The sequence below is a fragment of the Achromobacter sp. RT286_PF genome (assembly GCF_059760425.1).
In genome coordinates, this window is sequence record NZ_JCBAMR010000009.1 from 42,975 (window position 1) to 68,597 (window position 25,623).

At 61.1% G+C, this 25,623-nt stretch carries 22 protein-coding genes; 15 read left to right on the top strand and 7 right to left on the bottom strand.

The window, feature by feature from the left end; genetic code table 11:
• The first annotated feature begins 141 nt into the window (after positions 1-141).
• From AC6LJY_RS10135 to AC6LJY_RS10205, 15 genes are all read left to right on the top strand, one after another.
• Entirely contained in the window at positions 142-1,518 is a 1,377-nt protein-coding gene (locus AC6LJY_RS10135; protein ID WP_314361991.1) for an SrfA family protein, read from the top strand.
• A gap of 22 nt (positions 1,519-1,540) precedes the next feature.
• Positions 1,541-4,642, top strand: coding sequence for a virulence factor SrfB (locus tag AC6LJY_RS10140; protein WP_143215284.1), 3,102 nt, complete (start codon positions 1,541-1,543; stop codon positions 4,640-4,642).
• A gap of 4 nt (positions 4,643-4,646) precedes the next feature.
• Positions 4,647-7,343 carry a virulence factor SrfC family protein gene (locus AC6LJY_RS10145; protein WP_314361992.1) on the top strand — a complete coding sequence of 899 codons (2,697 nt, stop codon included), beginning with the start codon at positions 4,647-4,649 and terminating at the stop codon, positions 7,341-7,343.
• A 9-nt stretch (positions 7,344-7,352) separates the two neighbouring features.
• Positions 7,353-8,333 (top strand): hypothetical protein, encoded by a 981-nt coding sequence (locus tag AC6LJY_RS10150; RefSeq protein ID WP_498135853.1) that lies wholly within the window; start codon positions 7,353-7,355, stop codon positions 8,331-8,333.
• A gap of 27 nt (positions 8,334-8,360) precedes the next feature.
• Complete coding sequence (locus AC6LJY_RS10155; protein ID WP_314361994.1) at positions 8,361-10,355, top strand: VWA domain-containing protein; 1,995 nt, start codon at positions 8,361-8,363, stop codon at positions 10,353-10,355.
• A 10-nt stretch (positions 10,356-10,365) separates the two neighbouring features.
• Positions 10,366-11,070: an ABC transporter ATP-binding protein gene (locus AC6LJY_RS10160; RefSeq protein WP_314361995.1), complete on the top strand. Its 705-nt coding sequence runs from the start codon at positions 10,366-10,368 to the stop codon at positions 11,068-11,070.
• Positions 11,067-12,284, top strand: coding sequence for an FtsX-like permease family protein (locus AC6LJY_RS10165; RefSeq protein WP_314361996.1), 1,218 nt, complete (start codon positions 11,067-11,069; stop codon positions 12,282-12,284). Before AC6LJY_RS10160 ends, AC6LJY_RS10165 begins: the two co-directional genes overlap by 4 nt.
• The gene (locus AC6LJY_RS10170; protein WP_223264999.1) at positions 12,274-13,851 is read left to right on the top strand and encodes a formylglycine-generating enzyme family protein; all 1,578 of its coding nucleotides are present in this window, start codon (positions 12,274-12,276) and stop codon (positions 13,849-13,851) included. The genes AC6LJY_RS10165 and AC6LJY_RS10170 overlap by 11 nt, the downstream gene beginning before the upstream one ends.
• A gap of 15 nt (positions 13,852-13,866) precedes the next feature.
• Entirely contained in the window at positions 13,867-14,604 is a 738-nt protein-coding gene (locus AC6LJY_RS10175) for a hypothetical protein (RefSeq protein ID WP_046805701.1), read from the top strand.
• Positions 14,601-15,110 carry a hypothetical protein gene (locus AC6LJY_RS10180; protein ID WP_314361998.1) on the top strand — a complete coding sequence of 170 codons (510 nt, stop codon included), beginning with the start codon at positions 14,601-14,603 and terminating at the stop codon, positions 15,108-15,110. Before AC6LJY_RS10175 ends, AC6LJY_RS10180 begins: the two co-directional genes overlap by 4 nt.
• A 135-nt stretch (positions 15,111-15,245) precedes the next feature.
• Positions 15,246-16,361 carry a vWA domain-containing protein gene (locus AC6LJY_RS10185; RefSeq protein WP_146073942.1) on the top strand — a complete coding sequence of 372 codons (1,116 nt, stop codon included), beginning with the start codon at positions 15,246-15,248 and terminating at the stop codon, positions 16,359-16,361.
• Between the two features lie 160 nt (positions 16,362-16,521).
• A complete protein-coding gene (locus AC6LJY_RS10190) occupies positions 16,522-16,854 on the top strand; it encodes a helix-turn-helix domain-containing protein (RefSeq protein WP_314362000.1) in 333 nt (110 codons plus the stop codon).
• Positions 16,851-17,276, top strand: a complete 426-nt coding sequence (gene arsC / locus AC6LJY_RS10195; protein WP_498135854.1) for an arsenate reductase (glutaredoxin) — start codon at positions 16,851-16,853, stop codon at positions 17,274-17,276. The genes AC6LJY_RS10190 and arsC overlap by 4 nt, the downstream gene beginning before the upstream one ends.
• A gap of 76 nt (positions 17,277-17,352) precedes the next feature.
• Entirely contained in the window at positions 17,353-18,111 is a 759-nt protein-coding gene (gene arsH, locus AC6LJY_RS10200) for an arsenical resistance protein ArsH (RefSeq protein ID WP_485131728.1), read from the top strand.
• A 178-nt stretch (positions 18,112-18,289) separates the two neighbouring features.
• Positions 18,290-19,684: a ferredoxin reductase family protein gene (locus tag AC6LJY_RS10205; protein WP_498135855.1), complete on the top strand. Its 1,395-nt coding sequence runs from the start codon at positions 18,290-18,292 to the stop codon at positions 19,682-19,684.
• Between the two features lie 93 nt (positions 19,685-19,777).
• Here AC6LJY_RS10205 and AC6LJY_RS10210 read toward each other — a convergent pair whose 3' ends face one another.
• From AC6LJY_RS10210 to AC6LJY_RS10240, 7 genes are all read right to left on the bottom strand, one after another.
• Positions 19,778-20,734, bottom strand: a complete 957-nt coding sequence (locus AC6LJY_RS10210; RefSeq protein WP_498135896.1) for a Bug family tripartite tricarboxylate transporter substrate binding protein — start codon at positions 20,732-20,734, stop codon at positions 19,778-19,780.
• A 106-nt stretch (positions 20,735-20,840) separates the two neighbouring features.
• Entirely contained in the window at positions 20,841-21,641 is an 801-nt protein-coding gene (gene hpaH / locus AC6LJY_RS10215) for a 2-oxo-hept-4-ene-1,7-dioate hydratase (protein WP_104145477.1), read from the bottom strand.
• A 55-nt stretch (positions 21,642-21,696) separates the two neighbouring features.
• Positions 21,697-22,116 (bottom strand): nuclear transport factor 2 family protein, encoded by a 420-nt coding sequence (locus tag AC6LJY_RS10220; protein ID WP_498135856.1) that lies wholly within the window; start codon positions 22,114-22,116, stop codon positions 21,697-21,699.
• A gap of 15 nt (positions 22,117-22,131) precedes the next feature.
• Complete coding sequence (locus AC6LJY_RS10225; protein ID WP_498135857.1) at positions 22,132-23,457, bottom strand: NAD(P)/FAD-dependent oxidoreductase; 1,326 nt, start codon at positions 23,455-23,457, stop codon at positions 22,132-22,134.
• Entirely contained in the window at positions 23,454-23,774 is a 321-nt protein-coding gene (locus AC6LJY_RS10230) for a non-heme iron oxygenase ferredoxin subunit (RefSeq protein WP_498135858.1), read from the bottom strand. Before AC6LJY_RS10230 ends, AC6LJY_RS10225 begins: the two co-directional genes overlap by 4 nt.
• A gap of 1 nt (position 23,775) precedes the next feature.
• Positions 23,776-25,044, bottom strand: coding sequence for an aromatic ring-hydroxylating dioxygenase subunit alpha (locus AC6LJY_RS10235; protein ID WP_104145481.1), 1,269 nt, complete (start codon positions 25,042-25,044; stop codon positions 23,776-23,778).
• An 18-nt stretch (positions 25,045-25,062) separates the two neighbouring features.
• The gene (locus AC6LJY_RS10240) at positions 25,063-25,554 is read right to left on the bottom strand and encodes an aromatic-ring-hydroxylating dioxygenase subunit beta (RefSeq protein WP_498135859.1); all 492 of its coding nucleotides are present in this window, start codon (positions 25,552-25,554) and stop codon (positions 25,063-25,065) included.
• Positions 25,555-25,623: the final 69 nt, after the last annotated feature.

Sequence of the window (25,623 nt, forward strand, 5' to 3'; positions counted from 1 at the left end):
GATTTATCTGAATGAATGGTGCTGTATGTAATAGCAAAAGTTAATTTGTTAAAAATATTACTAAATTTATGTTAAATTTGTTGTCATCCTTCTTCTGGCCCCTAATTTTAGGGGCCATATTTTTGATGTGGTGGCCACGGCATGTCCGGAGTAAAGCTTCGTAGCGAAAGAATCGATCAGTACGACGCATTAGGCGAGCGTGGCCAGCCGGTTTATATGGCCGCGTCGCAAATTCTCTCTACGCTCAAGCGACGGCGGGGGGACCTGGCAGAACATTTTGCGATTCCCCAGGCCAGCGCGGATGGCAGTCTGGTTGATTGGTATGCGCCTAGCGCCGGTCCGGTCGTGCCCTGGACCGCAGCCACCGAAGACGAACAATCCATCGCTTCCACGCAGCTTGCGACCGTCCGTCAGGAGGTCGAAGCGTTGCGCGCCGACTTGACGGCCAACTCCGAATCGCTATTCGGCTCGTTGCTGAAATGGGTCCTTCACCATCCAGATCCCAGCCATGTGTATCTGGTCAACGGCAAACCTGTCATCACATTTTGGGGCTTCTTGAATGCCGGGGCAGACCGTTCGGTAGCTCCTTTGCATTCGTTGCTTTCGCCTGCACCGTACCGAACGGCTTTGCCCCCCGCTGTCGCGGCGCCAGTGGCGCCCGTGAGCGCGCCGCTGACCGCAGCCGCGCCGTGGTGGCGCAGCCGGTGGTGGTGGCTGCTATTGCCGCTGTTGTTGGCGGCGCTGTTGCTCTTCACCCTTCGCGCTTGCGCGCCTTCAGTGCCTGTCCTGGCAGGGCTGCCACTGATCGGCGCAGCGCAGATATCCGCGCCTCCGGTTGACGATCGCTCGGCGTCCCTCGTACAGACGCCGCCGGTCGATGGGACGCGGGCGGACATGCCCCATGCGGAATCGTCCATCGCAGGCCTTGCGCCGACCGCAGCTCTTGTTGGCTCGCAGACAGCTTCCGCCGGCGGCACGAACGGAATACAGGCGGCAGCGGAAGGCACGGCCGCGAACGACGTCCAGGCGCTCAAGCCCGATGTTTCCCATGGAATTGGCGACGGCGGCGTGGCGACGGGAGACGCGCGCGCCCAGACTGCACCGCCTATGGGCGATGCCAGCGCGCCAGTGGCGAGCCGAGGCCCCGATGGCAATCCATTGGTATTGCCTCCCGCACTGGCGGACGGCACCGCGGCTTTTCTGAATGGGGACTGGCGCGTGCGGGCTGGAATTCAGGACCGCAATACCGGCGAGCCCCTCCGCCTGCAATATCAGTTCGAAAAAGGCAAGGGCCATGTCACGCTGGACAGGCGGAATGGCTCGAAATGCCAAGCGCCGGTAAGCGCGGTGGTAGCCAGTGGTGCATTGCTGATCAGCACCGGCGCGCAGGCCTCATGTAACGACGGCTCGACCTATGAAATGCCCGCTATCCGTTGCGAACCGAACGCCTCCCATGTTGCCGCCTGCTCGGGCAACTACGGCTCCGAACAATTCCCGCTGACCATGCGCCAGCCGTAGTCCTGAAGCGACTCATACCGTCATGCTGCCTAAAGTCGACACCTATACCGAAATCCAAACGGTCGATCTCTTTGGAGACACCGGCATCCAGTTTCTCGATCTTGCGGTAACGCTCGACCTGCGCCGCGAGCCGGCGGGTCAGTTTGCCTTGTTGGGCAATGGCCTGCTGGCGCGTCTTTTCGAGGCCAACGACGGCACACTGTGTTTTGAATCCGAAGCCGAGAAAATGGACCGGGGGCACCCCGCTCCGGGTCTGGATGATGTAAGCATGAAAGAAAGCCTGGATATCCTTGACGGGCTTTGGCTGCCGGTGCCATTTTTTCGATACCTCTCGCCGACCCGTTTTGACCAGGGGCCAAACAACTGGAGCCGTTTACGTATCGTCAGGCTCGCCACGCCTGATGAACACGGTCATACCCATCGGCTGACGCTCGCGTTCGATACCCGCATCATGCCCAAACGCGAGGGCGTGGCCTATCTCGCGCCCAACGACGAAGATCTGCGCAACGGGCAGGCATTTCGCTTGGCAGTGCATCTTAGCGAGATGCGCTGGTTCCTGGACCTGATCTGGGTGAAAGAGTGGTTGGCCGAGGTCTTCAAGGACAAATGTGTGGCCGCCAAGCGCGAGCTTGAGGACATTCAGAGCGAGTTGGCCCAAAAGCGCCACATCGCGCATTACCTGAACCTGCTGAGCCTATTGCGGGGACCTGCGCCCACCACCTATCCCAATAGAGAAGCGCAGGTGGCGGTTCCGACGGTGAAGGTAAAACTGCGCAACGCGGTCGGTGCGGGTAAACCCATCGCCGTGGACCTGGTTCTGGACGTTGGAAATTCCCGTACTTGCGGAATTTTGGTCGAAGATCCTGAGCAGAATAATCGCGGATTGCATGGCAACACTCACCTGGTGCTGCGTGACATGAGCGCGCCTGAGCAGATCTACGACCATCCGTTTGAATCGCGCGTGGAATTCGCGAAGATCAATCTGGGCTTGGATCAGTGGTCAATGCAAAGCGGGCGGCACGATGCGTTCGCGTGGGGCAGCATGACGCGAGTGGGGACAGAGGCATCAAAGCTGGCCGCGTTGCGCGAAGGCACGGAAGGGTCCACGGGCCTGTCCAGCCCAAAGCGCTATTTATGGGATTCTCGCCCCTACGATCAAGTTTGGCGTTTGAATACAAGCAGCTTGAAAGGGCAACAGGAGCCCATGGCCACCCTGAAGCCTTTAGCCGACCTGATTGATGACGAAGGGCGGGCGCTGTATGTGACTAAAGGCGTGGAATCCGTTTTTGAGACCAAGTATTCGCGGTCTTCATTAATGACGCTCATGCTCAACGAGGTGTTTACCCAAGCGGTAGCCCAGATCAATAGCATTCTGTATCGCAAAGATAAAGAAAATGCGGCGACCTCGCGCTGGTTGCGAACCGTCATCCTGACGGTGCCGCCCAGCACGCCGCAAGTTGAGCGCACCAAGTTCCGCAATCGTGTACGCGACGCGCTCGGCCTGCTTTGGAAGAGCATGGGCTGGCATGCCGCCGACTATAACGACGACCCGCATGACGATGCCGGCGACGAGAACCGCCTGCATGTTCCCTTGCCCAAGGTGGTGGTGAAGTGGGACGAGGCGACGTGCGCGCAGCTGGTCTACCTGTATACCGAGATCGGCGAGAACTTCGGCGGACATCCGGAGGAGTTCTTCGAGACCATTGCAAGACCCGGAAAACAAGATCATGAATCGATCACCGTCGCCTCTATCGACATCGGCGGGGGCACGACGGACCTTGTTATCAATGAATATGTAATGCAGCGCGACGCGGCGGGCAGCGGCAGCAACGCGCCGATCACGCCCGTACAGCGGTTCCGTGACGGCTTCAAGGTTGCCGGTGACGACATCGTTCTGGACGTCATACGGCATTTCATTTTGCCCTCGTTTGAAGCGGCGCTGAAAGAGAAGGGCGCCCAACATCCGGGCGACCTTGCGGATCGGATTTGTGGCGCTCGCAGCCTTGGCGCTGGCGACATGGTGCTGCGTCAACAACTGACGTTGCAGGCGTTCTATCCGCTGGCACTGGCCCTATTGGCTGAATACGAACGCTTCGATCTGGAACAAGGCAGCCGCAAGCGGACAGCAACATGGGCGCATTGGCTCGGAACAGACAACCGCATCAGCGCGCCGGTACGCGATTTCGTGTCCAAAAACCTCAGCAGTGATCTGGGCGTGCCGACCATTCTTGATCTGGGCGGGATCGAGTTGACGTTCGATCCGGCGGTCCTGCACAAGCATTTCCTGACGGACGGCCTGAACATCTGCAAGACGCTGACCTCGCTCAGCGAAGTCGTTGCGCATTACGACTGCGATGTACTGTTGTTGACCGGGCGCCCGTCGTGCCTGCCCGGCGTGCAGACGCTGATCCGCCAGCTTGCCGCGTTGCCCTCTGGCCGCGTGCTGCCAATGCAGAACTACCGCAGCGGCACCTGGTTCCCGTTTCACAAGGGCGGTCTGATCGGCGATCCCAAGACGACGGCGGCGGTCGGTGCCATGGTGTGCTGGCTTACCGAAAATCGCCGCCTGGCAAATTTCTACTTCAGTCCTTCCAGGATTCGACCCTTGCCCCTGATCCGCTACTTTGGCCGGATCGACGGCAATAACCTGATCAAGCAGGCGGACGTCCTTTATTCGGACATCAAGACTCGCACGCCCGACGGCTTGCCTCCGGAAGATGGCTGCATTGAGCTGCCCCGGGATGGTTCCGGCGATGCAAAACCGTATTTGCTGAACGCGGACACACGCCTGGGGTATCGGCAATTGGCTTGCGAACGTTGGCCCGCCGCGCCGATTTACCTGTTGGGATTTCAGCCGGCCTGGCAGAAGAAATTCCGCGAAAGCCAGGAGCGCGACGCTAGCGTGCCTGACGCCCGGGCTCACGTGTACTTCACCGTGCAGCAGCCTTCGGAGCGCGATCGCCGGCAAGGCCTGATCAGTGATGAATTGGGCATCGAACGGGTAGAGGGAGCGGACGCCGTCCAGATTCAAAAGAGCCATATCCGCTTTGAGATGAATACGCTGCTGCACGCCGGCTTGGGGCAGGACTCGTATTGGCTCGATAGCGGCAGCGTGAAGATCTGACACCATGACACAACAGCAAAACGAACTCGCCCGCCAGTGGAACGCCCTTTTGGAGGGAGCCGGCGCCGCCATCGATTGGGTCGACCAGGTACGTGGCAACTCCAAGCAGTTGAACAGCGAGGCGGATAGCCTGGTCCATCAGTTGCGCCAATTACGCAATAAAAGCCGCGACCTTATGCGCGCGGCGCAGTCGCCCATGACCATCGGATTTTTCGGTGAGTCCCAGGCGGGAAAGTCGTACTTGATATCTGCGCTTGGTGCCGATCAGCGTGGTCAATTCGAAGCCAACTACGGCGGCCAACTGGTCAACTTCATCACGCACATCAATCCCCCCGGAACGGGCAAGGAGGCGACGGGCTTGGTGACGCGCTTTACCCGCAATGCGCAGCCTTCGGAAGATGATGCGTATCCGGTTGAAGTGCGCCTGTTTCGCGAGATTGACCTTGCCAAGATCCTGAGCAATTCCTGGTTCAACGATTTCGACCAGCACCGCGTGGAATATCGGCTCGATGAAGCCCGTATAGAACAGATGCTGGCCCGGTTCCACGGAAAGGACGGCGGGGCGATACAACGCGGCGTCAATGCCGACGACGTGGTGTCGCTATGGGATTACGCACGCGCGTCCTTCGCAAAGCCGCTGCGGCTATTGGAGAATGGGTACTGGCAGCACGCAATGAAGCTGGCGCCGCATCTCTCACCGGACGAGCGCGCTCAATTGTTTTCCGTGTTGTGGGGAGAACTGCCTGAATTCACGCAGATGTATGCGGCCGTCGCGGCCAGCTTGGGCAAACTGAAAAATGCAGAGACGGCCTACTTGCCGCTGTCGGCGCTGGCAACTCGGGAAGGAGACGAGCTGCAGTATGGCCGCGACAGCATCATGTCGGTGGACGTCTTGTTGCGGCAAGGCTCGGAACGGGACAAAAACCTCGCTGTCCGTCCCGTCGTAGATGGAAAGCTGGGCGCCCCGACAGAACTCCTGATATCGCATCTGGCCGTATTGACCGTGGAGCTTATTTTCCCGCTGGTCGAAACGGAGTCCGAGCCACGAGTGTCATCGGTCGACCTATTGGACTTTCCGGGTTACCGCGGGCGATACAAGGCGCGCGAATTATCGGAGATCTCCTCTGAAGGCAACCCTGTCGGCCAAATGCTGCTGCGCGGGAAGGTTGCCTATTTGTTTGAGAACTACACCATCACGCAGGCCATGAACGGCCTCGTGGTTTGCTCGTACAAGCAGGGCGAGGTCAGCGAAACCGCGCAAGTACTTGAGCGCTGGGTGGAATGTACCCAAGGCGAGACTGCGCAATCGCGAAGCGAACGGGCCTGCGGCCTGTTCTGGGCCCTGACCATGTTCGACATGCGCCTCCAGGCGATGCTGACCCACGAAGGGGGTTCCCAGATTGACGAGGGGTGGGCGGGCATGCTGCGCGGCGCAATGGAAGAGCGCTTTGGCAATCTGCCGTTCATGAAGGATTGGTCCGCTGGCGTGCAGTTCAATAACGTCTACCTCGTGCGCAAGCCCGGCATGGACAGCTCCTTTGTCAAAAAGCTGGGCAAGGGAAAAGAGCAGATCGATCCGGAAAAGCGCCAGGCCTTGGAACGACTGGGCGAGAGCTTTTGCGATCACCCGGACATTCGACGCCGTATCGCAGACCCCAGGCTGGCCTGGGACGCGGTCATGACGGAGAACGACGGCGGCATGAACCGGCTGGCGGCGGGGATCAAAGGAATCGCCGATCTGGAATTCAAACTGGGGCGCTTGCGCCAGCAATTGCATGATGAACTTGAGGGCAGGGGCAGCGCCTTGGCGCGGCTGGCCAGCTATCACCAGGACATCGACGGGGACGACGTCGAAAAGAAGCGGAAACTAGGTCAGCAATTGGCGCAGGCGCTCTACGCCAGCCGTCGATGGATCCCGATTCTGATGCAAGCCATGGAACTATCGCAGGAAGACCTGCGTGAACTCTATTTGAACGGTTTGCACGCGCAAGCGCCCAAGCCGACGGCGCAAGATTCGCAGGCGTGTGACGACGCGGCAGAAGTCAACCCATTTGCATTCGAAGATACCGCCGAGCACAACCCATTTGCGAAGCCAGACACCGTTACGCAAGCGGAGTCGGTGGCCAACTCTTCTATCAAATTGACGCTGAGGACGGCCGATCATTTGTACGCCGAGGCGGTCTTTCAACGCTGGGTGGCGCACCTGCGTGATCTGCCCGAGCGAAAACGCCTGCTTGACGCCATGGGCGTCAAACGTGAAGTGGCGCAGATCTTGGTGGATGAATTGATTACCACCGCCAACCGCGTCAATTTGCAAGCAATGATCGAAGGGCGCCTGACCGCGCGTCAGGACAGCAGCTCCAAGCGCGAGCACTTGGTGATGCGGCAAGTGCTGCGCGCGCAGCTGGGTCTTAACGACTTTGTTGCCTGGTTGGGATTTTTGAATGTCGAGTTCGAGAAAAGACCTGTCAGCATCGTCAACAAGCACAAGCTCTTCGCCCGCACTACGAGCCTAGACTCAGCCGGCCTGCCGGACTTGCACGAAGTACCGCTCGATACCAACGCGGATTACGTTGGTTATTGGTTAACCGGTCTGCAAGACGTTGTGATGCATAACGCAGGCCATACGGCGGGTAGCGAAATCAATCTTGAACAGAACCAGGCGTTGGCACGCATTCTTGCCAACGTCCGACAGGCGTAGTGCAATTCCATGACAATTATTCTTCTGAAGGCGGTATCGCCCGGGCGCGCTGAACTGCATGTCACTCCTTGGGAGCAGGGCGCCGACCATGTCGAACTGTCGGTACGACGCAGCGAAGGGGCGGCGCACCTTGACGTCGTCAATCGGCAATGGGTCGGCGACGAGCAGTGGATCCGCTTGCAAGGTGCAAGCCTGCGTGCGCAGACGCTGGTCATGCCAGTGGGACCCGAATTCGTCGACCCGTTGCTGGCGGGCACCCAAGGGCCGCGTTGCCGCGGGTTCCTGCGTGTGGCAGGTGGGGCGGCCGTTCAGTACGCATTTCGAATTGAACCGGATGTATTGCCTGGCGCCGCCGCCGGGGCGGCGCCCACCGTGGGCAGCAGCAGCCAGCTGGCCGCTCCCGCTGTTCAGGAACCCGTCGAACCGCAAGCCGCCATCGAGCAGGAGCCGAAGCCGGAGCCAGCCCCGGAAATCAATTCCAGGCATGCGTCCGGGCAGGGACGTCGCACATTGGCGCTTGCACTGGGTCTGGCCGCATTGCTGGTGGCTGCAGGTATCGCCGCCTACTATTTCCTTTGGAAGGACAGGTCCGTTGACGCCGATCCGCAACCGTCATCGGCATCCGCTCCTGCGGCCTTGCCGCCTGCGGGTTGTACCGTTGCGTCGCTGGCCGATGCAAGCGCGGACAAGATGGGTTTTGTGCAGGCGTGCGTGCGCGACGTCAAGGATTCCGAAGCGTTGCTTAAGGTAATTCGGGCAGCGCGCGATTCGGGACAGTGCGAGATTGCGCAACGGCTGTATGCGAATCGCGCGAACGCTGGCGATATCACCATCGCGCTGGCGTACGCCGCCGAATATGACCCGGCATCATCCAAGAACACTTGTTTCAAGGCCGAAGCGGCCACTGCGCGTTATTGGTATGAAGCCGTATTGGAGCGCGATCCGAAACAAGCCGGGGCGCTCGCCAGCCTGCAGTCCTTGCCCAACTGATACGTGTTCCGTATGACGAGTCGCCAGATGCCTATGTTGCCCACCCCTGTTAAACAACTATTCGCTGCCTTGTCGCTCGGATGCGCACTACTGGGCGCCACGTCCGTCGCGATGGCGGCCGCACCCTTGCTACAAGAAGGGAAAAAGACGTTGTATCAGCGCGTCCTTACGACGCCGGGCTGTCAATTGCGTGCAAGCCCTGGGGCGGCATCGGGCAATTTACAGCCTGCGTTCACCCGTTTCTATGTCTACGCCGTGCAGGACGTTGCCAACGTCAAATGGCTCAACGTTGGGCCGGACTCGTACGGCAAGACCGCTGGGTGGGTTGAAAAGTCGTGCACCGTGGATTGGAACATGCAGCTGTCATTGGCCTTCACCAATCCGGCAGGGCGTGAGCGTACGCTGTTTTTCAAAGATCGAAACGGCCTGGACGCTGTCCTGAACGCGATTGACCCTGTCGACAAGATTGCACCGGCAAGGCACCAGTTGAAGCTCAACGGCAAGGCGGACGGCATCGTGGCGCAGGAGCCAGAGCTGTTCGTGGATATGCAAAAGAACTTCTATCTTTTGCCAATTCTGAGCGGCGAAGAGGTTATGACGGAGCAGGGCTTCCGCACCCGGGTCCTGAATGTTGCCTCGGTCAGCATGGCCGCGCCCGCCGCCGCCTCGGTTGCAGGGGAGGCTTCGACTGCCGAGCAGCGAGTGAATCAAATCAAGGAGTTTTCCGCGGCGGTGGTCTTTGTCGTGGATTCCAGCATTTCGATGAACCCCTACATTGATCGGACGCGGGAAGCCGTAAAGCGAGTCTACGCACAGATCGATCATGAAAAGCTGGGCGATCGCGTCAAATTTGGCTTGGTGGCCTTTCGATCGAACGTGAAGGCCGTCCCGGGGCTTGAGTACGTCAGCAAGATCTATGCGGACCCCAACAAGGTCCAAAGCGGTGCGGACTTTCTGAACAAGGTATCAGGGCTGACACAAGCCAAGGTTTCCAGCAGCCTGTTTGATGAAGACGCGTACGCGGGCGTCATGGACGCCATCAACAGCGTAGATTGGCGAAATTTTGGTGCGCGATATGTCGTCCTGATAACGGACGCCGGAGCGATCGAAGCCGACAACAAGCTGTCCTCCACCGGCCTGGATGCCAGTCAGGTTCGACTTGAAGCCTCCAAGCCAGGCGTGGCGATCTACACGTTGCACCTGAAAACGCCGGCAGGCGTAAAGAACCATACGCACGCAGAGGCGCAATACCGCAACCTGTCTACATATGGCGGCACGAACGTCTCGCTCTATTACCCCGTGAACGCTGGCGATGTGGACGAGTTCGGCAAGAAGGTAGACATGCTGGCCAGCGCCATCACGATGCAGGTCAAGTCAGCCTATATGGGTGAAGACGCAGTGGGCAGCGCCGCCAACGCCAGCGATCCGGGTCGTAAGCCGGTGAACGCAGACGAGAAAATGAAAGACGAGGCAGAGCTCGTCGGCAACGCGATGAAATTGGCTTATCTTGGCGAGAAAATCGGGGCCCGCGTTCCTCCGGTATTCCAGGCGTGGATCAGCGACCGCGATCTGATTAAACAAAACGTCCCAACGACCGACGTTCGGGTCTTGCTGACGAAAGGCCAGTTAAGCGACTTGAACGACGTCATGCGTAAGATTGTGGACGCCGCCAATCAAGGTCTGATATCGCCCGCGGATATGTTCAATCAGTTGCGGGCGGTTGCGGCCACCATGGGTGCCGACCCCAATCAGCTCAAGCAGTCGGATAGGAAACTATCCGAAATGGGCTTCGTCGCGGAATACCTCGAAGGCCTGCCGTACCAAAGTGAAGTGCTTAACCTGGATGAGGAAACCTGGAAGAGCATGGATGGTCTGGCGCAAGAGAAGTTCATCCGCAACTTGAACGTCAAGTTAAAGCACTATCAGTTGTACAACGCGGATGTGGATCGCTGGGTGGCGTTGGCCAAAGACAGCGACCAACGGGATCATGTGTATCCCGTGCCATTGGAAATGATGCCTTGAGCCTGTTGTGATGCTTCACATCGAGGATCTGCGGCTGATTCGAGGTATTGGTCCGAACGCGTATCGAGTCGACCTGCCCGCCTTACGCTTGAATGCGGGAGACGTTCTTGCCGTCGTTGGAAACAGCGGTTGCGGAAAGAGCACCTTGCTTGAGGGCATTGGCCTGCTGCTGTCGCCCGCGCATATCGGCCGATATGTGTTGGGCGCGGACATCGATGTCACGCCGCTGCTGCAACGAAGACACGATCGGGAACTGGCCGCTGTGCGATCGGTGCGATTGGGCTTTGTCCTCCAATCGGGTGGCCTGCTGCCTTATCTGACCGCCTTCGAGAACATTATGTTGCCCCGCCGTTTGTTGGGTTTGCCGGGGATGGACGATGAACTTGGCTTCGCGATCGATACATTGAGCCTGGCGCATCTGCTCGAGAAGAAGCCCGCCGCCTTGTCCATTGGAGAGCGACAGCGGGTAGCAGTCGTCCGCGCGCTAGCGCATCGTCCGCAACTATTGCTGGCCGATGAGCCCACCTCCGCGCTGGATCCCGACAATGCCCGCCGCCTTTTCGGTCTGCTTATCGAGCTCGCGCGCAGTGCGGGGATGGCAACCGTCATCGTCTCGCACGACCGGAGCCTGGTGCGCGAGTTCGGCTTGCCCAGCATGCGGCCCGTACTCGAGCCTGGCAGAAGCGAATTCGTGCTGGACGAGGAGCGGCAATGAAGCTTCGCCACATTGCCGGCCTGTCTTGCGCCGACCTGAAGCACGACTGGCTGGTTTCGCTATGCATGGTGACGTCCCTGGTGGCGGTTATTGCTCCGCTGCTGCTGTTGTTCGGGCTAAAGCACGGCGTCGTAAGCGCGCTGCAAGCCCAACTCCTGAGCGACCCCCGCAATCTGGAGGTACGCATGTTGAGCAGCGGAAGCTATGACGACGCATGGCTGGAAACGTTGGCACGGCGGCCCGAGGCCGGCTTTGTCGTTGGCCTTACCAGGTCACTGAATACGCAAGCGGATTTATATGTCAGCGGCTCGCAGTTCGTGGATGGAGCGGAAATTGTGCCCACCGGGCAAGGCGACCCGATACTGGCCGGTATGGACGTCTCGGGGCTGGAGGGCAGGGCGGTGGTGCTAAGTGCCCAGGCGGCGAAAAAGCTCCAGGTCGGACCCGGCGACGCCGTTCGCATGAAGGTCGCGCGCCGGCTGGACGGGCAGGACCAGCACGGAATTCTTGTCGTGACCGTGTACGCGGTGCTGGCAGCCGAAGCCTATCCCCGGCCCGCGGGGTTCGTGCGATTGGCGTTGCTTCAGGACATGGAGTGGTACCGGGACGGCTATGCCGTTCCGGGGCTGGCCAAAGACGAAGCGGACGGGCAGCCAATTACCGGCGCCAAACGTCGTTATGCAAAGGCGCGCGTGTACGCGCGGGACATTGATTCTGTCCAGGCCTTGGAGGCGGTGCTTAATGGTCAACGCATAGAAACGGCAAGCCGCCTGGCGGACATACGCAACGTGAAGGCGATCGATCACTTGCTGTCCACCGTGTTCGGCGTGATCGCCGGCACCTCGATATTCGGTTGTCTGATGTCGCTGGTTGGCGCGTTCCTGGCCAATGTCCGTCGTAAACGCCGTGAAATTGCGACGTTGCGGCTGATCGGCATGAACGGCGCGGCGATCACCACATACATCGCTATTCAGGCGTTGGCGTTGACCGCCATCGCATTTCTGATAGGCATCGGCGTCTATGCCGCCGTCAGCCGGGTTTTTAACCAGTTGCTGGGTTCAAGCGTGGACACCGGTGGCTTTGCCGCGCAAGTAACCCCGGCCCATGTCATGGCGGCATTTTCCTTGACGCTTGCGGTCGCGATCCTGGCCTCCCTTTGGGGCGCGATGAGCGCGCGGCGCATTCAACCCGCGGAGAGTTTGCGTGAAATCTAATTGGATTGTCTTCGTTGCACTGTTTGCGTTTTCGTTTGCGGGGACGGCGCAGTCCGCATCCCAGTGGGAAGAGCGCTACTACAACCCGAAGCCGCAGGAAGGCGACATTGTCCTACCGCTGCCGTGCGATGGCGCAATCGTATTTCGCAAGGTCATCGTGCCGGCAGCCGGGCCATTGGACGACCTGCCTATTTCCGTGGGGCAGGAAACCGAGACATTTGCCTTCGTGGAGCAACGCCGGTTGGCGCACATCGCCGGCAGCTTCACTGATACGAAAGCGAAGAACGCTGCGCGCTATTACCTGATCGCCAAATACGAGTTGAGCACGCAGCAATACGGCGCGTTGCTGACGCTTGTCGGCGGGACTGACAAGGCCTGTGCCGCGCCCGCGAGAGCCGGAATGATCCCCGTGACCCATATCAGTTGGTTCGATGCGGTGCACGCGGCCCACTTGTACAACCTCTGGCTGCGCACCGAGAAAAAGGACGCGTTGCCCAAAGAGGACCACATTAGTGGATTCGTTCGCTTACCTACCGAAGTCGAGTGGGAATTCGCGGCTCGGGGTGGCGTGAACGTGGACCCCGCCGCTTATGTCGAAACCCGCTATCCGATGCCGGACGGCCTGGGCGGTTATGAATGGTATGCGGGCGCGCAATCGTCCAATGGAAAGCTCCAGCAGATCGGATTGTTGAAGCCCAATCCTCTCGGCCTACACGACATGCTGGGCAATGCCGCGGAAATGACCCAGGACCCGTTCCGGCTGAACAAGCTGGACCGGCAGCACGGCGGCACAGGCGCATTCGTTGTTCGCGGCGGTGACTTCCGCAAGGCTGAAGAGGGCATCCGCTCCGCCGCACGGCGCGAGGGGCGCTATTACAGCGAAGAAGGCGAGCAGAAAGACAACACATTAGGCGTGCGTTGGGTTATCGCCGCGCCGGAACTGACGTCCAGAGAAAGGATTCAGCAGCTTGAGGACGGGTGGAAGTCCCTGGGTAGCGGCAATGTTTCCGCCGACGCTACGGGCAAAGGGAAAAGCGCCGTGCAGGAGCTTGGAGACCTTGCCGGCAAAGTCGAGGACCGCAAACTCAAAGAGCAGCTTAAGGATCTTGAAGGAAAGCTGAGGGCCAGCAACCTCAAACAGGAAGAGGCCCGCGATCAGGCAATCCGCGCAAGCTTGAATCTGGGCGCGTTTCTATGTACCAAATTGCGGGACGACGGCCGCTATGTCAATTACGTCCAGAAGACGTACGACGATCTTTGCCAAGCGTCGCCTGACGCGGCGGAGTGCACAACCTACAAAGCCAACATCGACAAGCGGCGTTATGAGCTTGCGCAGACAAATCAGTACTACGCAAGCAGTTTGGTTGACGCCGCGACGCTGTATGGCAAGGAAAACATCGCCAAGCAAGTGCCAGTGGTGAAAAAGATGCTTGAGCAAAACGAGAAGCTTAAAGGTCTGGAGCCGTTCCTGAACGTGTACTGGACGCATCAGCAGGTTTATTTGAAGTCTTGGAAAGTGGACAAGGAAAACTGGTTGCCGACTTGCATCGCAGCCATCAAAAACTAAGAAAAGGAGAAGTTCATGCGGGCATTTGGGAAGGGTTTGCGTCGCGCATCTATCGCGTGGTTGGTCGTTGCCACGCTGGCAATCAGCGGTTGTGCAAGCACGGGGAGCTCTATGTTGAGCGGTGCGCAGTTGGATCCCCGGCTGACGGAAGGTAACGACGCCGAGTTTTTTAGTCGCTCGGGCTTTGGCGCGTGCGCGGGCGCGGCGGCAGTCGGTGTGACGGCGTGCCTGCTCGCCGCGCCTGCCAACAAGAAGGCAATGTGCGCGGTGATCGCGGGCATCGGCGCTTGCGGTATTGCCATGGGCACGAACTACTACTTGGATTACCGCCGCAGTCAGTACAAATCCACAGGCGCAATGCTTGACGCCATCACGCAAGATGTGGAAAAGGACACCGCCAAGCTTCAGCAGCGGTCTCAGACGCTTCAGGCCGTGATTGAAACGGACACGCAAAAGATTGAACAGTTGCGGCTTGACGTCGCACAGGGGACGATCGACCAAACGGTCGCGCGCAAGAAATTGCGTGATATCGACGCCGACATTGCGCGCATCAAGCAAGAACAGGAGAACATCGATAACAAGATTGGCAGTTATCGAGAAGCCTCGGTATCCACGAAAGCGGGGTCACAGGTGGATATCAAAAAGCTCGATGCCCAGATTGAAAAGCTGCAAGTCGAGGCGGACAAGCTGCGCGGCGCCATGGGTACCTTGACGACGCAGCGTGATTCGCTTGACTGGGGCAAAACGGTATGAACCTGCGTTTGCTTTTCCCATTGATGCTAATGGGGCTCGCCGGCTGCGCGGCCTTGCCGCCCGGCGCCTGCGATCCCAATGACCGTGACGTGAGCATCATTCAAAAGATGCAATGCGACGGATCGGGCGGATACCGGAAAACGGTGGACGACAAGGAAGCACGGCTGACTTCCGCGCAGGCGGAAAATGCGATGTTCCGCGATTCTCTGAGCGCATTGGAGGCTCAGCGCGCATCGATCGGACAGTCCGTTAAAGAGCAGGAGAGGGCGCGTGACAACGTCGTGGCGACCACCCGCAAACTGCTTGACCGGGTTCGACAACAAAGCGGCTCGAATGCTCGGCTAAACGTGCAACTGCAATTGGCGGAGAAAGATCTCGCGGCGTTGCAGGCCCAACCCATCGCGCATGATGACAGCAGCCAAGAGATCGCGGCGCGTCAACGCAAGGTTCAAGAACTGGAACAGATGGTAAAGCGCATGCGCACCAGCGTTCTGCAAGCCCCCTAGGGCGGGAGCCGATGAGCGAGACATCGCCTCATCGGCCGAATCTATTATCAGACCAAAACTGTGCAGCGATTTAAGCGGGATATAAATCCCAGTGGTTCAACTTCAGAGCACCTCGTACGCGGCTTCGACGATCGCGTGGCAATCATCGAGCGGCATTTTCCGCCTAGTGTTGCCCAGGTCTATGCCATTCCCAAACCGGGTCGCGACGGGGCCATTGAGTGGTGGACGACACAGCAGGGGCAAGTGACGCCGTTCGCGCAGTTATCGGAGCAAGAGCAGAGCGCTCTGTTGCAACGGCATGCACAACACCTAACCCAGCTTGGCAGCCTGGCCCATACGCTGGAGTCTCGTGGCATGCAACCGCAGGCCGAATTGCTGCGCGGATTGCTGACGCCCGCCGAGCCGGCGACGATGTATAGCGTTGAAGGTCGGCTGTTGATGACGTGGTGGCCAAACAAAACGCCTGTGGCCGCCGAACCCGCGTCAAGCCCGCCGACAAACCCGATGCGGCGATGGGTGTGGCTCGGGTTGATCGCACTGCTGGCACTGGTGCTATTGCTGGCATTGCTTTGGTGGTGGTTCATGATTCGAGCAAGGGTTCCCGTGGTTCCGGTAGCCAAGCCAGTGGCTATGGAGGTAGCGAAGCCCGAGCCAGAGCCGGAGCCGACACCCGAACCCCCGCAACAATGGCCGACGCAGGTCGCCTTTGTGCTGGATACGTCCGCCGCCATGACGCGCCGGACCGGTTTGAGTTCGACCCCGCGCAAGGAACTGGCCAAGCGGGAAATCGAGCGAATCATCGGTGTGCTGCCACCGGCGACCGAAACACGTCTTGTGCGGTACGCCGGCAAAAAATGTGTAGCGGACGCGGGCCATGGAGCATTTGAAGCCAGCAGGCGCGGCGAGTTGCTGGCACTCGTACGGCAAGCCAGGAACGAGGGCAACGCTCCCTTGGGCGCCAGTCTGCGAGCGGCTGCGGCGGAAATGGATGGCAAGGAACGAGATGGATTGATTTTTGTGTTCGCGGGTGGCGATGATTCTTGCGGAGAGGACGTGTGTGCCACGGCGAAAGAAATACACCGCGAGAAGCCGCGGCTACGGATCAACCTGGTGGACTTGACCGGGTTGGAAAAGCTGGACGTCTGCATGGCGTTGTCCACGGGCGGTAGCGCATATAGCTGGGGCGAACAAAAAAGCGAGGGGGGCGGCGTCGACTTGTCTAAAGAGGCTGAACGGATGTTGAAACCTTGATCTAAGACGGCAGGTTTCGCCGAACCCTGCCGCCTTGGCGTATTACGCATAATGTGTATTATGTAAAGTACAAAATTGACCTGGTTCTGAATTCCGTCCCGTAAACGCAGACCGCACCCTCCACATTCCGACACTTCAACAATTGTTGTAGTATCCGCGAATGGATAAAACCACCGCCGTCACTGTCTTCGAATCGCTGGCCTCCGGTGTCCGGCTGGACATCTTTCGCCTGTTGGTGCGCGCGGCGCCCGACGGCTGCGTGGCTGGCCAGATCGCGGCGGAACTTGACTTGCCCCCGACCAACCTGTCTTTTCACCTGAAGGCGCTGACGCAATCGCGTTTGCTGACCGTCGAACAGGAAGGACGCTACATGCGCTATCGCGCCAACACCACCCTGATGTTCGGACTGGTTGATTATCTGACCGCCGAATGTTGCAGTGGCGTGGCGTGCGCCAAGCCGCACGACTTAACCGAACCTCACAGGACACCATGAACCCCGTCACCATCTATCACAACCCCAAGTGCGGCACCTCGCGCAACACCCTGGCGCTGATTCGCAACGCCGGCATCGAGCCGCAAGTCATTGAATATTTGAAGACGCCGCCGGATCGCGCAACGCTGGTCGATCTGATTTCCCGCGCCGGGCTGTCGGTACGAGACGCGATCCGCCAGAAGGAATCGGCGTACCAAGCGCTGGGCCTGAATGACGAATCGCTGTCCGACGCGGCGCTGATCAATGCCATGCTTGAAAACCCCATCCTCATCAACCGGCCCTTTGTCGTCACCGCTGCGGGCGTGCGGCTGTGCCGGCCATCGGAACTGGTGCTGGACATTCTTGACCAGCCGCAGCGCGCCGCGTTCACCAAGGAAGACGGCGAAGTTGTGGTCGACGACAGCGGACGCCGCGTGCGCTAGACCGTCGCCAGGCCGTCGCGGCTGCGCGCCTTCCACCTGCCCTTCCCCATCCCGTTCAAACGGAGCTCTACCCTCGATGGACGACCGCTTGCCTGCTTCAAACGAAGCCAATTACGCGTTGGACGACGCCCTGCCCGCGTTGGACGAAGCCCTGCTGGACGTGCCCAGCCACGACAAGCTTTCCCTGGCCCATGGCGCCTCCCATCCGCCGCGCATCCTGTTGCTGTACGGCTCGCTGCGCGAGCGTTCTTACAGCCGGCTGCTGGTCGAAGAAGCCGCTCGCATTCTGAACCGATTGGGCGCCGAGACGCGCATTTTCGATCCGCGCGGCTTGCCGTTGCCGGACGGCGCGCCTGCCGATCATCCCAAGGTGGCCGAGCTGCGTGCGCTGTCGCTGTGGTCCGAAGGCCAGGTGTGGTGCAGCCCCGAACGCCACGGCACGTTGACCGGCGTCTTCAAGAGCCAGATCGACTGGCTGCCGCTGGAGAGCGGCAGCGTGCGCCCCACGCAAGGCCGCACGCTGGCGGTCATGCAGGTGTCGGGCGGGTCGCAGTCTTTCAACGCGGTGAACGCGCTGCGCGTGCTGGGCCGCTGGATGCGGATGGTCACCATCCCCAACCAATCATCGGTGGCCAAGGCGTTCCAGGAATTTGACGATGCCGGGCGCATGAAGCCGTCCGCCTACTACGACCGCGTGGTCGACGTGATGGAAGAACTGGTCAAGTTCACCTTGCTGGTGCGCGACCGCAGCGACTACCTGACGGACCGGTACAGCGAACGCAAAGGCGTGGCCCAAGAGGTCGCGCGCTTGGCGCGCGAAGCAATGGCGCCTTGAAAACCTTGATCTTTGTCCAAGACTTTCGCCGGATGCAGGCCTATATTCATCGAACAATTCGGTGACAGAGAGGGTCGCGGTATCCCGTCACCGCAGAGGCATCTTGATGGCCGGTTCCATCAACCACGTCGACAGCGCTTGCCCGGACCCATGCGCGCGCTGAACCCGAAGGAGCAAGATGCGCGCGATCAAGCTGACACTGGTTTTTTCCTTGCTGCTAGTCGCGCTGTTGTGGGCGCTGGCCGATTCCCGGTTGTGGGGCGCATCAAGTCCTTATATGGTGCGCGCCGCGCTGATCCAGTTGTCCGGCTTGCTTGCCCTTGCCTGTATGAGCCTGGCGCTGGTGCTGGCGGCGCGCCCGCGCTGGCCCGAGCGACCGCTGGGCGGCCTGGACAAGATGTACCGGCTGCACAAATGGTTGGGCGTCGGCGCCCTATTCTTCTCGCTGCTGCACTGGTTGTTCAAGAACGGCTTTCGGCCGGCGATCCAGTGGGGCTGGTTCGAGCCCGGCGCCCGGCCGCCGCGCCAGCCCCCGGTTGATGTCGTCGACACGTTTCTGCATCGGTGGCGGCACGACGCGGAAGCGCTGGGCGAATGGGCGTTTTACGGTGTCGTGGTGTTGGTGGTGCTGGCGCTGCTGCGCTTTTTTCCCTATCGGCTGTTCTACAAGACGCATCGGATTATCGCGGCCCTATTCCTGGTGCTGGTCGCGCATGCCGTGGTTCTGCTGGACTACGGCTACTGGACGCAGCCGGTGGGGTGGCTTGCCGCCGCATTGATGGCGGCCGGCAGCGTGGCCGCCGTGCTTTTGCTGCTGCGGGCTTCCAACGCTGGGCGACAAGTGTGGGCGAAGGTGGTCGGCTTGACGCATTTTCCGGGGGTGGAATCGCTGGAAATCGAGTTGGAAACCAGCCCGGGGTGGCCGGGCCATCGTCCCGGTCAGTTCGTCTTTGCCATGTCGAATGCGTCGGAAGGCCCGCACCCTTATACGATTGCTTCCGCCTGGAAACCCCACGCGGCCCGCATCACCATCATCGCCAAGGCGCTGGGCGACCATACCCGCCGCTTGCCGCAAACCCTGAAACCGGGCCAGGCGGTACGCATCGAGGGCCCTTACGGCGACTTCACGTTTGACGACGGCATGCCCCGCCAGATCTGGGTGGCGGGCGGTATCGGCATCACGCCCTTCCTGGCCCGCATGGACTCGCTGGCCGATGCCAAGGCGAATGTCGATGCGAATGCCAACGGCAACGGCAACGGCAACGGCAACTCCCACCCTGCCACGCCGCCAGCAATCGACCTGATTCACGTGACCAACGAAGTCGATGACGCCGCGCTTGCCCGGCTACGGGCGCGCGCCGAGGCAGCCGGTGTGCGGCTGCACCTATTGATTCGCGCGCGCGACGGCAGGCTCAATGGTGAAAGGCTGCGTGCGCTGGTGCCCGCATGGCGCGAGGCCAGCCTCTGGTTCTGTGGCCCCTCCGCATTGGGCGAGGCGCTACGCAAGGATCTTGCCGCCCACGGCTTCCCGGTCGCGCGTCATTTCCATTTCGAGCTGTATAGGATGCGTTAGCGCATTCGTCCGGGCGCCACCGAGGCCGGTGCCCGGTTATCAAAGGAAGCGCGTGACCGTGTGCCTCCGATCACGCCTCCTTTCCCGCCGCAGTCAATCGATTGCGGCGCCCGCGGTTTTCACCACGTTGCCCAGCCGCGTGTATTCCTCGGCGCCAAAGTCCGCCAGCGACTGGCGCGATGTGGGCGACGGGATGGCGCCGCGCGATTCCAGGGCCTTCTTGACCTCGGGCTGTTGCAGCGTGCGCTTGACCGCGGCGTTCAGCTTGTCCAGCACGGCGGGTGGCGTGCCTTTCGGCGCGTACAAGCCGTCCCAGGCGAAGAATTCATAACCCTTCACGCCCGCCTCGTTCATGGTTGGAATGCTCGGGTTGGACGCGACCCGTTCAGGCGTGGTGACGGCCAGCGCGCGCAATTTGCCGGCGGCAATCTGGCCCGACACGTTCGGCATGACGTCGATCAGGAACGAGATGCGTCCGCCCAGCAGGTCCGTCATGGCCGCGCCGCCGCCCTTGTAGGGGATGTGCATGACCTTGATGCCGGCCATCTGGTTCAGCAGTTCACAGGCCAGGTGCGACGACGTGCCGTTGCCGGCCGACCCACAGGTCAAGTCACCGGGGTGCGACTTGGCGTAGGCCAGCAACTGCTCCAGTGTCTTGAAACGGTCATCCGTGCCGTTTACGACCAGCGCGGCCGCAATGACGGTAAAGCGCGAGATCGGTTCGAAGTCGCTCGGCGTGTAGCCGGGAGATTTGTACAGCCAATGGTTGGTGGCCTGCGTGCCGTTGGTGCCGTACGACAGGGTGTAGCCATCCGGGTTGGCCCGCGCCGCGATGGAGGTGCCGATATTGCCGCCCGCGCCGGGGCGATTTTCCACGATGATGGACTGGCCAAGTTCACGCGATAGCGGTTCGGCCACCAGCCGCGCCAGCGTATCGCCGCCGCCGCCGGCCGCAAACGGCACGACCAATGTGATGGCGTGCGTGGGCCAGGCGGCCTGTTGGGCTACGGATTGAGTGAACGGTGCCGCTGCACAGGCGGCGGCCACCATGAAAATCAAGGGCTTAGAGGGTTTCACTGCTTGTCTCCTGTGGGGATATCGAACGCGCCTGCGCTTGGGGTTTAGGGATATCGGGCGCGCTGTTGTGATGCCGGTGTCAAACAAAGCGACAGCTGACCGAACCAAGTGGGCCGTAGTCCACATGGAACGTGTCGCCGGCGTCGGCAAAAACGGGCCGGGTGAACGAACCGCTAAGAATGATCTGGCCGGGTTCCAGCGACACGCCGTGTTCGCCCAGCTTGTTGGCCAGCCAAACCACGCCGTTGGCGGGATGGTTGAGCACGCCTGCGGCCAGGCCCGTTTCTTCAATCACGGCGTTGCGCGACATCATTGCGCCGACCCAGCGTAGGTCCATGTCGCCCACGCGCACCGGGCGGCCCCCCATTACCACGCCCGCATTGGCGGCGTTGTCGGCAATGGTGTCGAAGACCTTGCGGGGCCGCTTGGAATCGGGGTCGATCTGGTGCGACCGCGCATCAATGATCTCCAGCGCCGGAATCACGTAGCGCACCGCGTCCAACACGTCGAACAGGGTCACACCGGGGCCTTGCAGGGCGCGGTCAAGAATGAACGCGAGCTCGACTTCCACACGCGGCACGATGAAGCGGCCGCGCGGAATCTCGGCGCCGTCGGCGAACAACATGTCGTCAAGCAGTGCGCCGTAATCAGGCTCGTCGATCTGCGATGACAGCTGCATCGCACGCGAGGTCAACCCGATTTTGTGGCCGACCAGACGGCGGCCCGACGCAAGCTTGTGCGCGACCCATTCGCGCTGAATCGCGTAAGCGTCTGCAATGGTGATGTCGGGATGGTCCAGCGATAGCTGGCGCACCTGACGGCGGCTTTGCTCGGCTTCGTGCAGCCGTAGCGCCAGTGTTCTTATGGTTGTGGCATCCATTGATGTCTCCTTGGGGGGCTGAATTTGTCTTTTTATGCGTGGGAGGGTCGCCGGCTTACTCCGGTGGCAGATGGCGGCGGCTGCTCTTGTCGGCCAGGCGCCAGCCCTCTTTTGTTGCCACAAGCACGTCCTGGCACTCACGGATGGACACCAGCCTCGGTGCCCCGCCCTGCTCTTGCGGCACGCTTTCGTAGGCGGTCAGGAAGTAGCCCACCGTGGCGTGCGTGCGGTCCGTCGATACCAGCCGAAGGTTGGTGATGACATGGCAGGTGCTGCGCTCGGGCGCGCGGGCCTCCAGCGCCGCCAGGACTTCCTGCGGGCCACTAAGCTTGCGCCCCTGGCGCATCCAGACGCCGTCTTCGGCCATCAACGCGGCGGCGGCGTCATGGCGGCGGGTGTCCAGCGCATGAAAAAAACTCAGAACGACCGCTTCGCAGGCGGCTTTGATCGGCATGACTTCTGAAAGCGGTTCCATCTGGCTTCGGCTCCGTTAGCGGATTTCGGCATTGGCCAGCGGCACGTCGGGCCGCTGCAACAATGCGGGGTTCACAAGCGCACGTTGGGCGATCCACTTGCGTAGCTGCCGCAGATCGCGCGGCGCGTTCACGGTGACGGCTGCCACTACCCGACCGCCGCCGTCCAGCGCCACCGACACCAAGGCTCCCGCGTCCGTTTGCGGGCGCAGCACTTCGCTTGCGGCAAGCGCGGGAAAGCCCACGATTTGCACCATGGCGTCGTATTGTTCGGACCAGACTGCGCCGGTGGGCAGATACGGCGCGGGTTCGCCGAGCGCGGACAGGGCCGCCGCCGTGCCTTGGTCTTGCGCGTTTTGCCAGGACTCCAGGCGCATCGTTCCCCCGGCTTCAGCATGCGTGGACACCGCCACGTCGCCCGCCGCGTACACGTCTGGCGCAGAGGTGCGGCAGTATTGGTCGACCAGCACACCGCGCTGGCAGGCGATGCCGGCCTCGCGCGCCAAGGCATCATTGGCTTGCAGGCCCACGCCCAGCACCACGGCGTCGGCGACAAGGCGTTGCCCATCGGTCAGTTCGGCCACGGGGTGGGAGCCAGTCAGCTCGGCTACGGACCGGGACTGGGACTGCGATTGGGACGGCCGCCCCGCTTGCGATTCCCCTGGTTCGCGCAGCACCGCGCGCAGCCCCACGCCCAAACGAACGTCGACGCCCTGCGCGGCGTGCATCGCGGCCAAATGCGCGGACACGGCGGGAAGCACGCTGCGGGCGCATAGCCGATCCGCTTGTTCCAGTACGGTGACGCGGGTGCCGGCCTGGCGTGCCGTGGCGGCGACTTCCAGCCCGATCCATCCGCCACCCACGATCACGATGTGCTTGCCCGGCCCCAAGCAGGCGCGCAGGCGCAGCGCGTCGTCTCGGGTCCGCAGCACGTGGACGCCATGGGCGTCCGTAGAGGCCGCTGCGCCCTCGCCCCATGCCACGCCGGGCAGCGGCGGCACGATGGGCCGGCCGCCCATGCACAGGATCAGCTTGTCGTAGGCGATTGCGCCACCGTCGGACGTATCCACCTGCTTGGCCGCCAGCCGCAATCGCGTGGCGGCGATGCCCGGGCGAAAGGAAATATCCAGGGCGGCCAGGCGTTCGGCGGAGAACAATTCGGTGCTTTCGGGCGGCACACTGCCACTCAGTACCGCCTTGCTCAAGGGTGGGCGCTCGTAAGGCGGGTGCGCTTCGTCACCTAACAAGATGATGCGGCCTATGTAGCCCCGTTCGCGCAAGGTGGTGGCGGCCCAGCCGCCCGCCTGCCCCGCGCCGACGATGACGATCGTGCCGGCGTTCACGGCGTTTGCGCCTTCAAATAAACCGTATCCGCCTCGACGCGGACCTCGTAGCGGCGCAGATCCGTGGTGACCGGCGGGCATTGCGGCTTGCCGGTGCGGATGTCGAACACGCCCTGATGCAGCGGGCATTCAATCGTGCCGTTCTCCAGGTAGCCGTCGGCCAGGCTGGCGTTGCCATGCGGACAGCGGTCCTGCGTGGCGCAGATTTCGTCGGGCAGCTTGTACAGGCAGACCGCGTCGCCCTCGTGCATCACGCGCAATGTGCCGGTGTCGGGCGAAATGTCCGCAATCCGTGCAACAGGTTTCCAGGTATCCATATCAAAGCCCCATCGCCTTGCGGTAATAGTCATAGAACGACCGGATCAGCACTTCGGTCACCATGTAGTCGGCCGGCTCGGTATCGCGCCCGCCCATCTCGACAATGCCGCGCGCCTCGGGGTATCCCGTGACGCCGATCTGCACCTGGTTCAGCATTTCGCTGTCGTCCATGGACACGAAACCGGCGGGGCCCAGCAGATTGGCGTGCTTCAAGCGCAGCCGGGTCATTTCCTCGTCGTCATCCTCGTAGCCGTAATAGGTAAAGACCAACTCGTGCTCGGTTGGACTGCGGGGGATCACATGGCGCGTCTTGAGCGAATTAGCCTGGATGCCGAATTGTGCGGCGGGAAATACCCAGGCACCCCCTACGCGGCCTCGGTTGAATTCAGCTCGCGGGGTCACGGTCTCCAGGTCCAGGAGTTCCAGGTCGTCCCGAAAACGGCTCATTTCGGTGGTGGCTTCGGTCTTCTTCTTGCCTTCGTTGTGCGACACCATGACGCTATGCGCGCCGCCGCCCGTGGGGATGCACTCGGACTTGGAATCCGCGCGCCACAGGCCGAACGTGATGTAGAACGTGTGCAGCAAGGTGGCGTGGTACGGGTCTTTCAGGTTTTCCAGGTACATCTTCCAGTTGCTGGGAATCAACTGGCGGCTGTATCCCAGCAGCTTTAGCGGCTTGCCCGGCAGCATGTGGTCGATTTCGGCCAGCACTTCGGGGCCGCAATAGTCTTCAAAGCTGGGCGCTTCTTCAGAGAACGTGGCCCAGATGGACCCGCCCCGATTTACGCTGCGCAGCTTGCGGATGCCGTTCTGCTTGGGGTCGAAATCGCGCGGCATGCCGCCCTTGCCCATGGCGCCACGTCGGAACGGCACGCCTTGCAGGTTGCCGTGCAGATCGTAATTCCATTGGTGATACGGGCAGGTGAAGTCGGTGACGCGGCCGGTGTTCTGCCAGCAGATCTGCGCGCCGCGATGGGCGCAGCGGTTTTCCAGCACATTCACATCACCGGTTTCGGTACGCACCATGATGACCGGGCGGTTGCCGATCCAGTTGCGCTTGTAGCTACCGGTCTCGGGCACTTCGCATTCCAGGCCCACGTAGTTCCAGGTCTGGCCCGCGAAGAACACGTCCATTTCTTTTTGAAAGATCGCGGGGTCGGTGTAGACCCAGTTGGGAATACGCGTGTAGCCCTCTTTGGGCCAGCGGCGTTCCAGGTGAATGGGGGCCGTGGCAGCGGTGTCCAGCACGGCGGAATCGGAACAGGTCATGGCTTTTCCTTAGCAGATTCAGATGGGCACGATCAGCGACGTGCGCACGCGATAGTTGTCGTACACGCAGTCGCGGCGGCTGATCGCCAGGCCGTCGGGGGTGACGCGCAGCACGTCCAGATAGCGCCCCACCATGTTCAAGGTGGGTTCGCGGTCGGACAGCGACTCCATCACGGCGAAGTTCGCTTGCGACACGATGTGGTCGCCCTGTAATTCCATGACGCGCACGCCACTGATGAAATGGCGCAGCGAACGCGGTTCGAACATGGTGGTTTCGCGCAGCGCGGTCACTCGGTCGCGCACCATGTTCTTGTTCATGCAATAGATCAGGCCCAGCGGCAGGCCGGCGTCGTGGTTCTCGCGAGACAACACGCGGTAATGGCAGTCTTCGGTGAAGAAGTCGGGCCACTCTTCAAGCCGGCCTTCGTCCAGGCAGAAGGCATAGTCGTCGTAGAAGTCCCGTAGTTGGGCGCGCAAGGCCGGCGCGTCGGACAGGTCAGTCAGAGTCATGGTGGATCCGGATGGCGTTGGATGAAAAGGCGCGGTGATGGCCGGGGTGTGGCGGTGCCCGGCAGTGTT

What these genes read in the sequence shown, in the direction of transcription:
- AC6LJY_RS10135 (WP_314361991.1), top strand. Translation starts at nt 142, where the DNA reads ATGTCCGGAGTAAAGCTTCGTAGCGAAAGAATCGATCAGTACGACGCA.
- AC6LJY_RS10140 (WP_143215284.1), top strand. Translation starts at nt 1,541, where the DNA reads ATGCTGCCTAAAGTCGACACCTATACCGAAATCCAAACGGTCGATCTC.
- AC6LJY_RS10145 (WP_314361992.1), top strand. Translation starts at nt 4,647, where the DNA reads ATGACACAACAGCAAAACGAACTCGCCCGCCAGTGGAACGCCCTTTTG.
- AC6LJY_RS10150 (WP_498135853.1), top strand. Translation starts at nt 7,353, where the DNA reads ATGACAATTATTCTTCTGAAGGCGGTATCGCCCGGGCGCGCTGAACTG.
- AC6LJY_RS10155 (WP_314361994.1), top strand. Translation starts at nt 8,361, where the DNA reads ATGCCTATGTTGCCCACCCCTGTTAAACAACTATTCGCTGCCTTGTCG.
- AC6LJY_RS10160 (WP_314361995.1), top strand. Translation starts at nt 10,366, where the DNA reads ATGCTTCACATCGAGGATCTGCGGCTGATTCGAGGTATTGGTCCGAAC.
- AC6LJY_RS10165 (WP_314361996.1), top strand. Translation starts at nt 11,067, where the DNA reads ATGAAGCTTCGCCACATTGCCGGCCTGTCTTGCGCCGACCTGAAGCAC.
- AC6LJY_RS10175 (WP_046805701.1), top strand. Translation starts at nt 13,867, where the DNA reads ATGCGGGCATTTGGGAAGGGTTTGCGTCGCGCATCTATCGCGTGGTTG.
- AC6LJY_RS10180 (WP_314361998.1), top strand. Translation starts at nt 14,601, where the DNA reads ATGAACCTGCGTTTGCTTTTCCCATTGATGCTAATGGGGCTCGCCGGC.
- AC6LJY_RS10190 (WP_314362000.1), top strand. Translation starts at nt 16,522, where the DNA reads ATGGATAAAACCACCGCCGTCACTGTCTTCGAATCGCTGGCCTCCGGT.
- arsC (WP_498135854.1), top strand. Translation starts at nt 16,851, where the DNA reads ATGAACCCCGTCACCATCTATCACAACCCCAAGTGCGGCACCTCGCGC.
- arsH (WP_485131728.1), top strand. Translation starts at nt 17,353, where the DNA reads ATGGACGACCGCTTGCCTGCTTCAAACGAAGCCAATTACGCGTTGGAC.
- AC6LJY_RS10205 (WP_498135855.1), top strand. Translation starts at nt 18,290, where the DNA reads ATGCGCGCGATCAAGCTGACACTGGTTTTTTCCTTGCTGCTAGTCGCG.
- AC6LJY_RS10210 (WP_498135896.1), bottom strand. Translation starts at nt 20,734, where the DNA reads ATGGTGGCCGCCGCCTGTGCAGCGGCACCGTTCACTCAATCCGTAGCC.
- hpaH (WP_104145477.1), bottom strand. Translation starts at nt 21,641, where the DNA reads ATGGATGCCACAACCATAAGAACACTGGCGCTACGGCTGCACGAAGCC.
- AC6LJY_RS10220 (WP_498135856.1), bottom strand. Translation starts at nt 22,116, where the DNA reads ATGGAACCGCTTTCAGAAGTCATGCCGATCAAAGCCGCCTGCGAAGCG.
- AC6LJY_RS10230 (WP_498135858.1), bottom strand. Translation starts at nt 23,774, where the DNA reads ATGGATACCTGGAAACCTGTTGCACGGATTGCGGACATTTCGCCCGAC.
- AC6LJY_RS10235 (WP_104145481.1), bottom strand. Translation starts at nt 25,044, where the DNA reads ATGACCTGTTCCGATTCCGCCGTGCTGGACACCGCTGCCACGGCCCCC.
- AC6LJY_RS10240 (WP_498135859.1), bottom strand. Translation starts at nt 25,554, where the DNA reads ATGACTCTGACTGACCTGTCCGACGCGCCGGCCTTGCGCGCCCAACTA.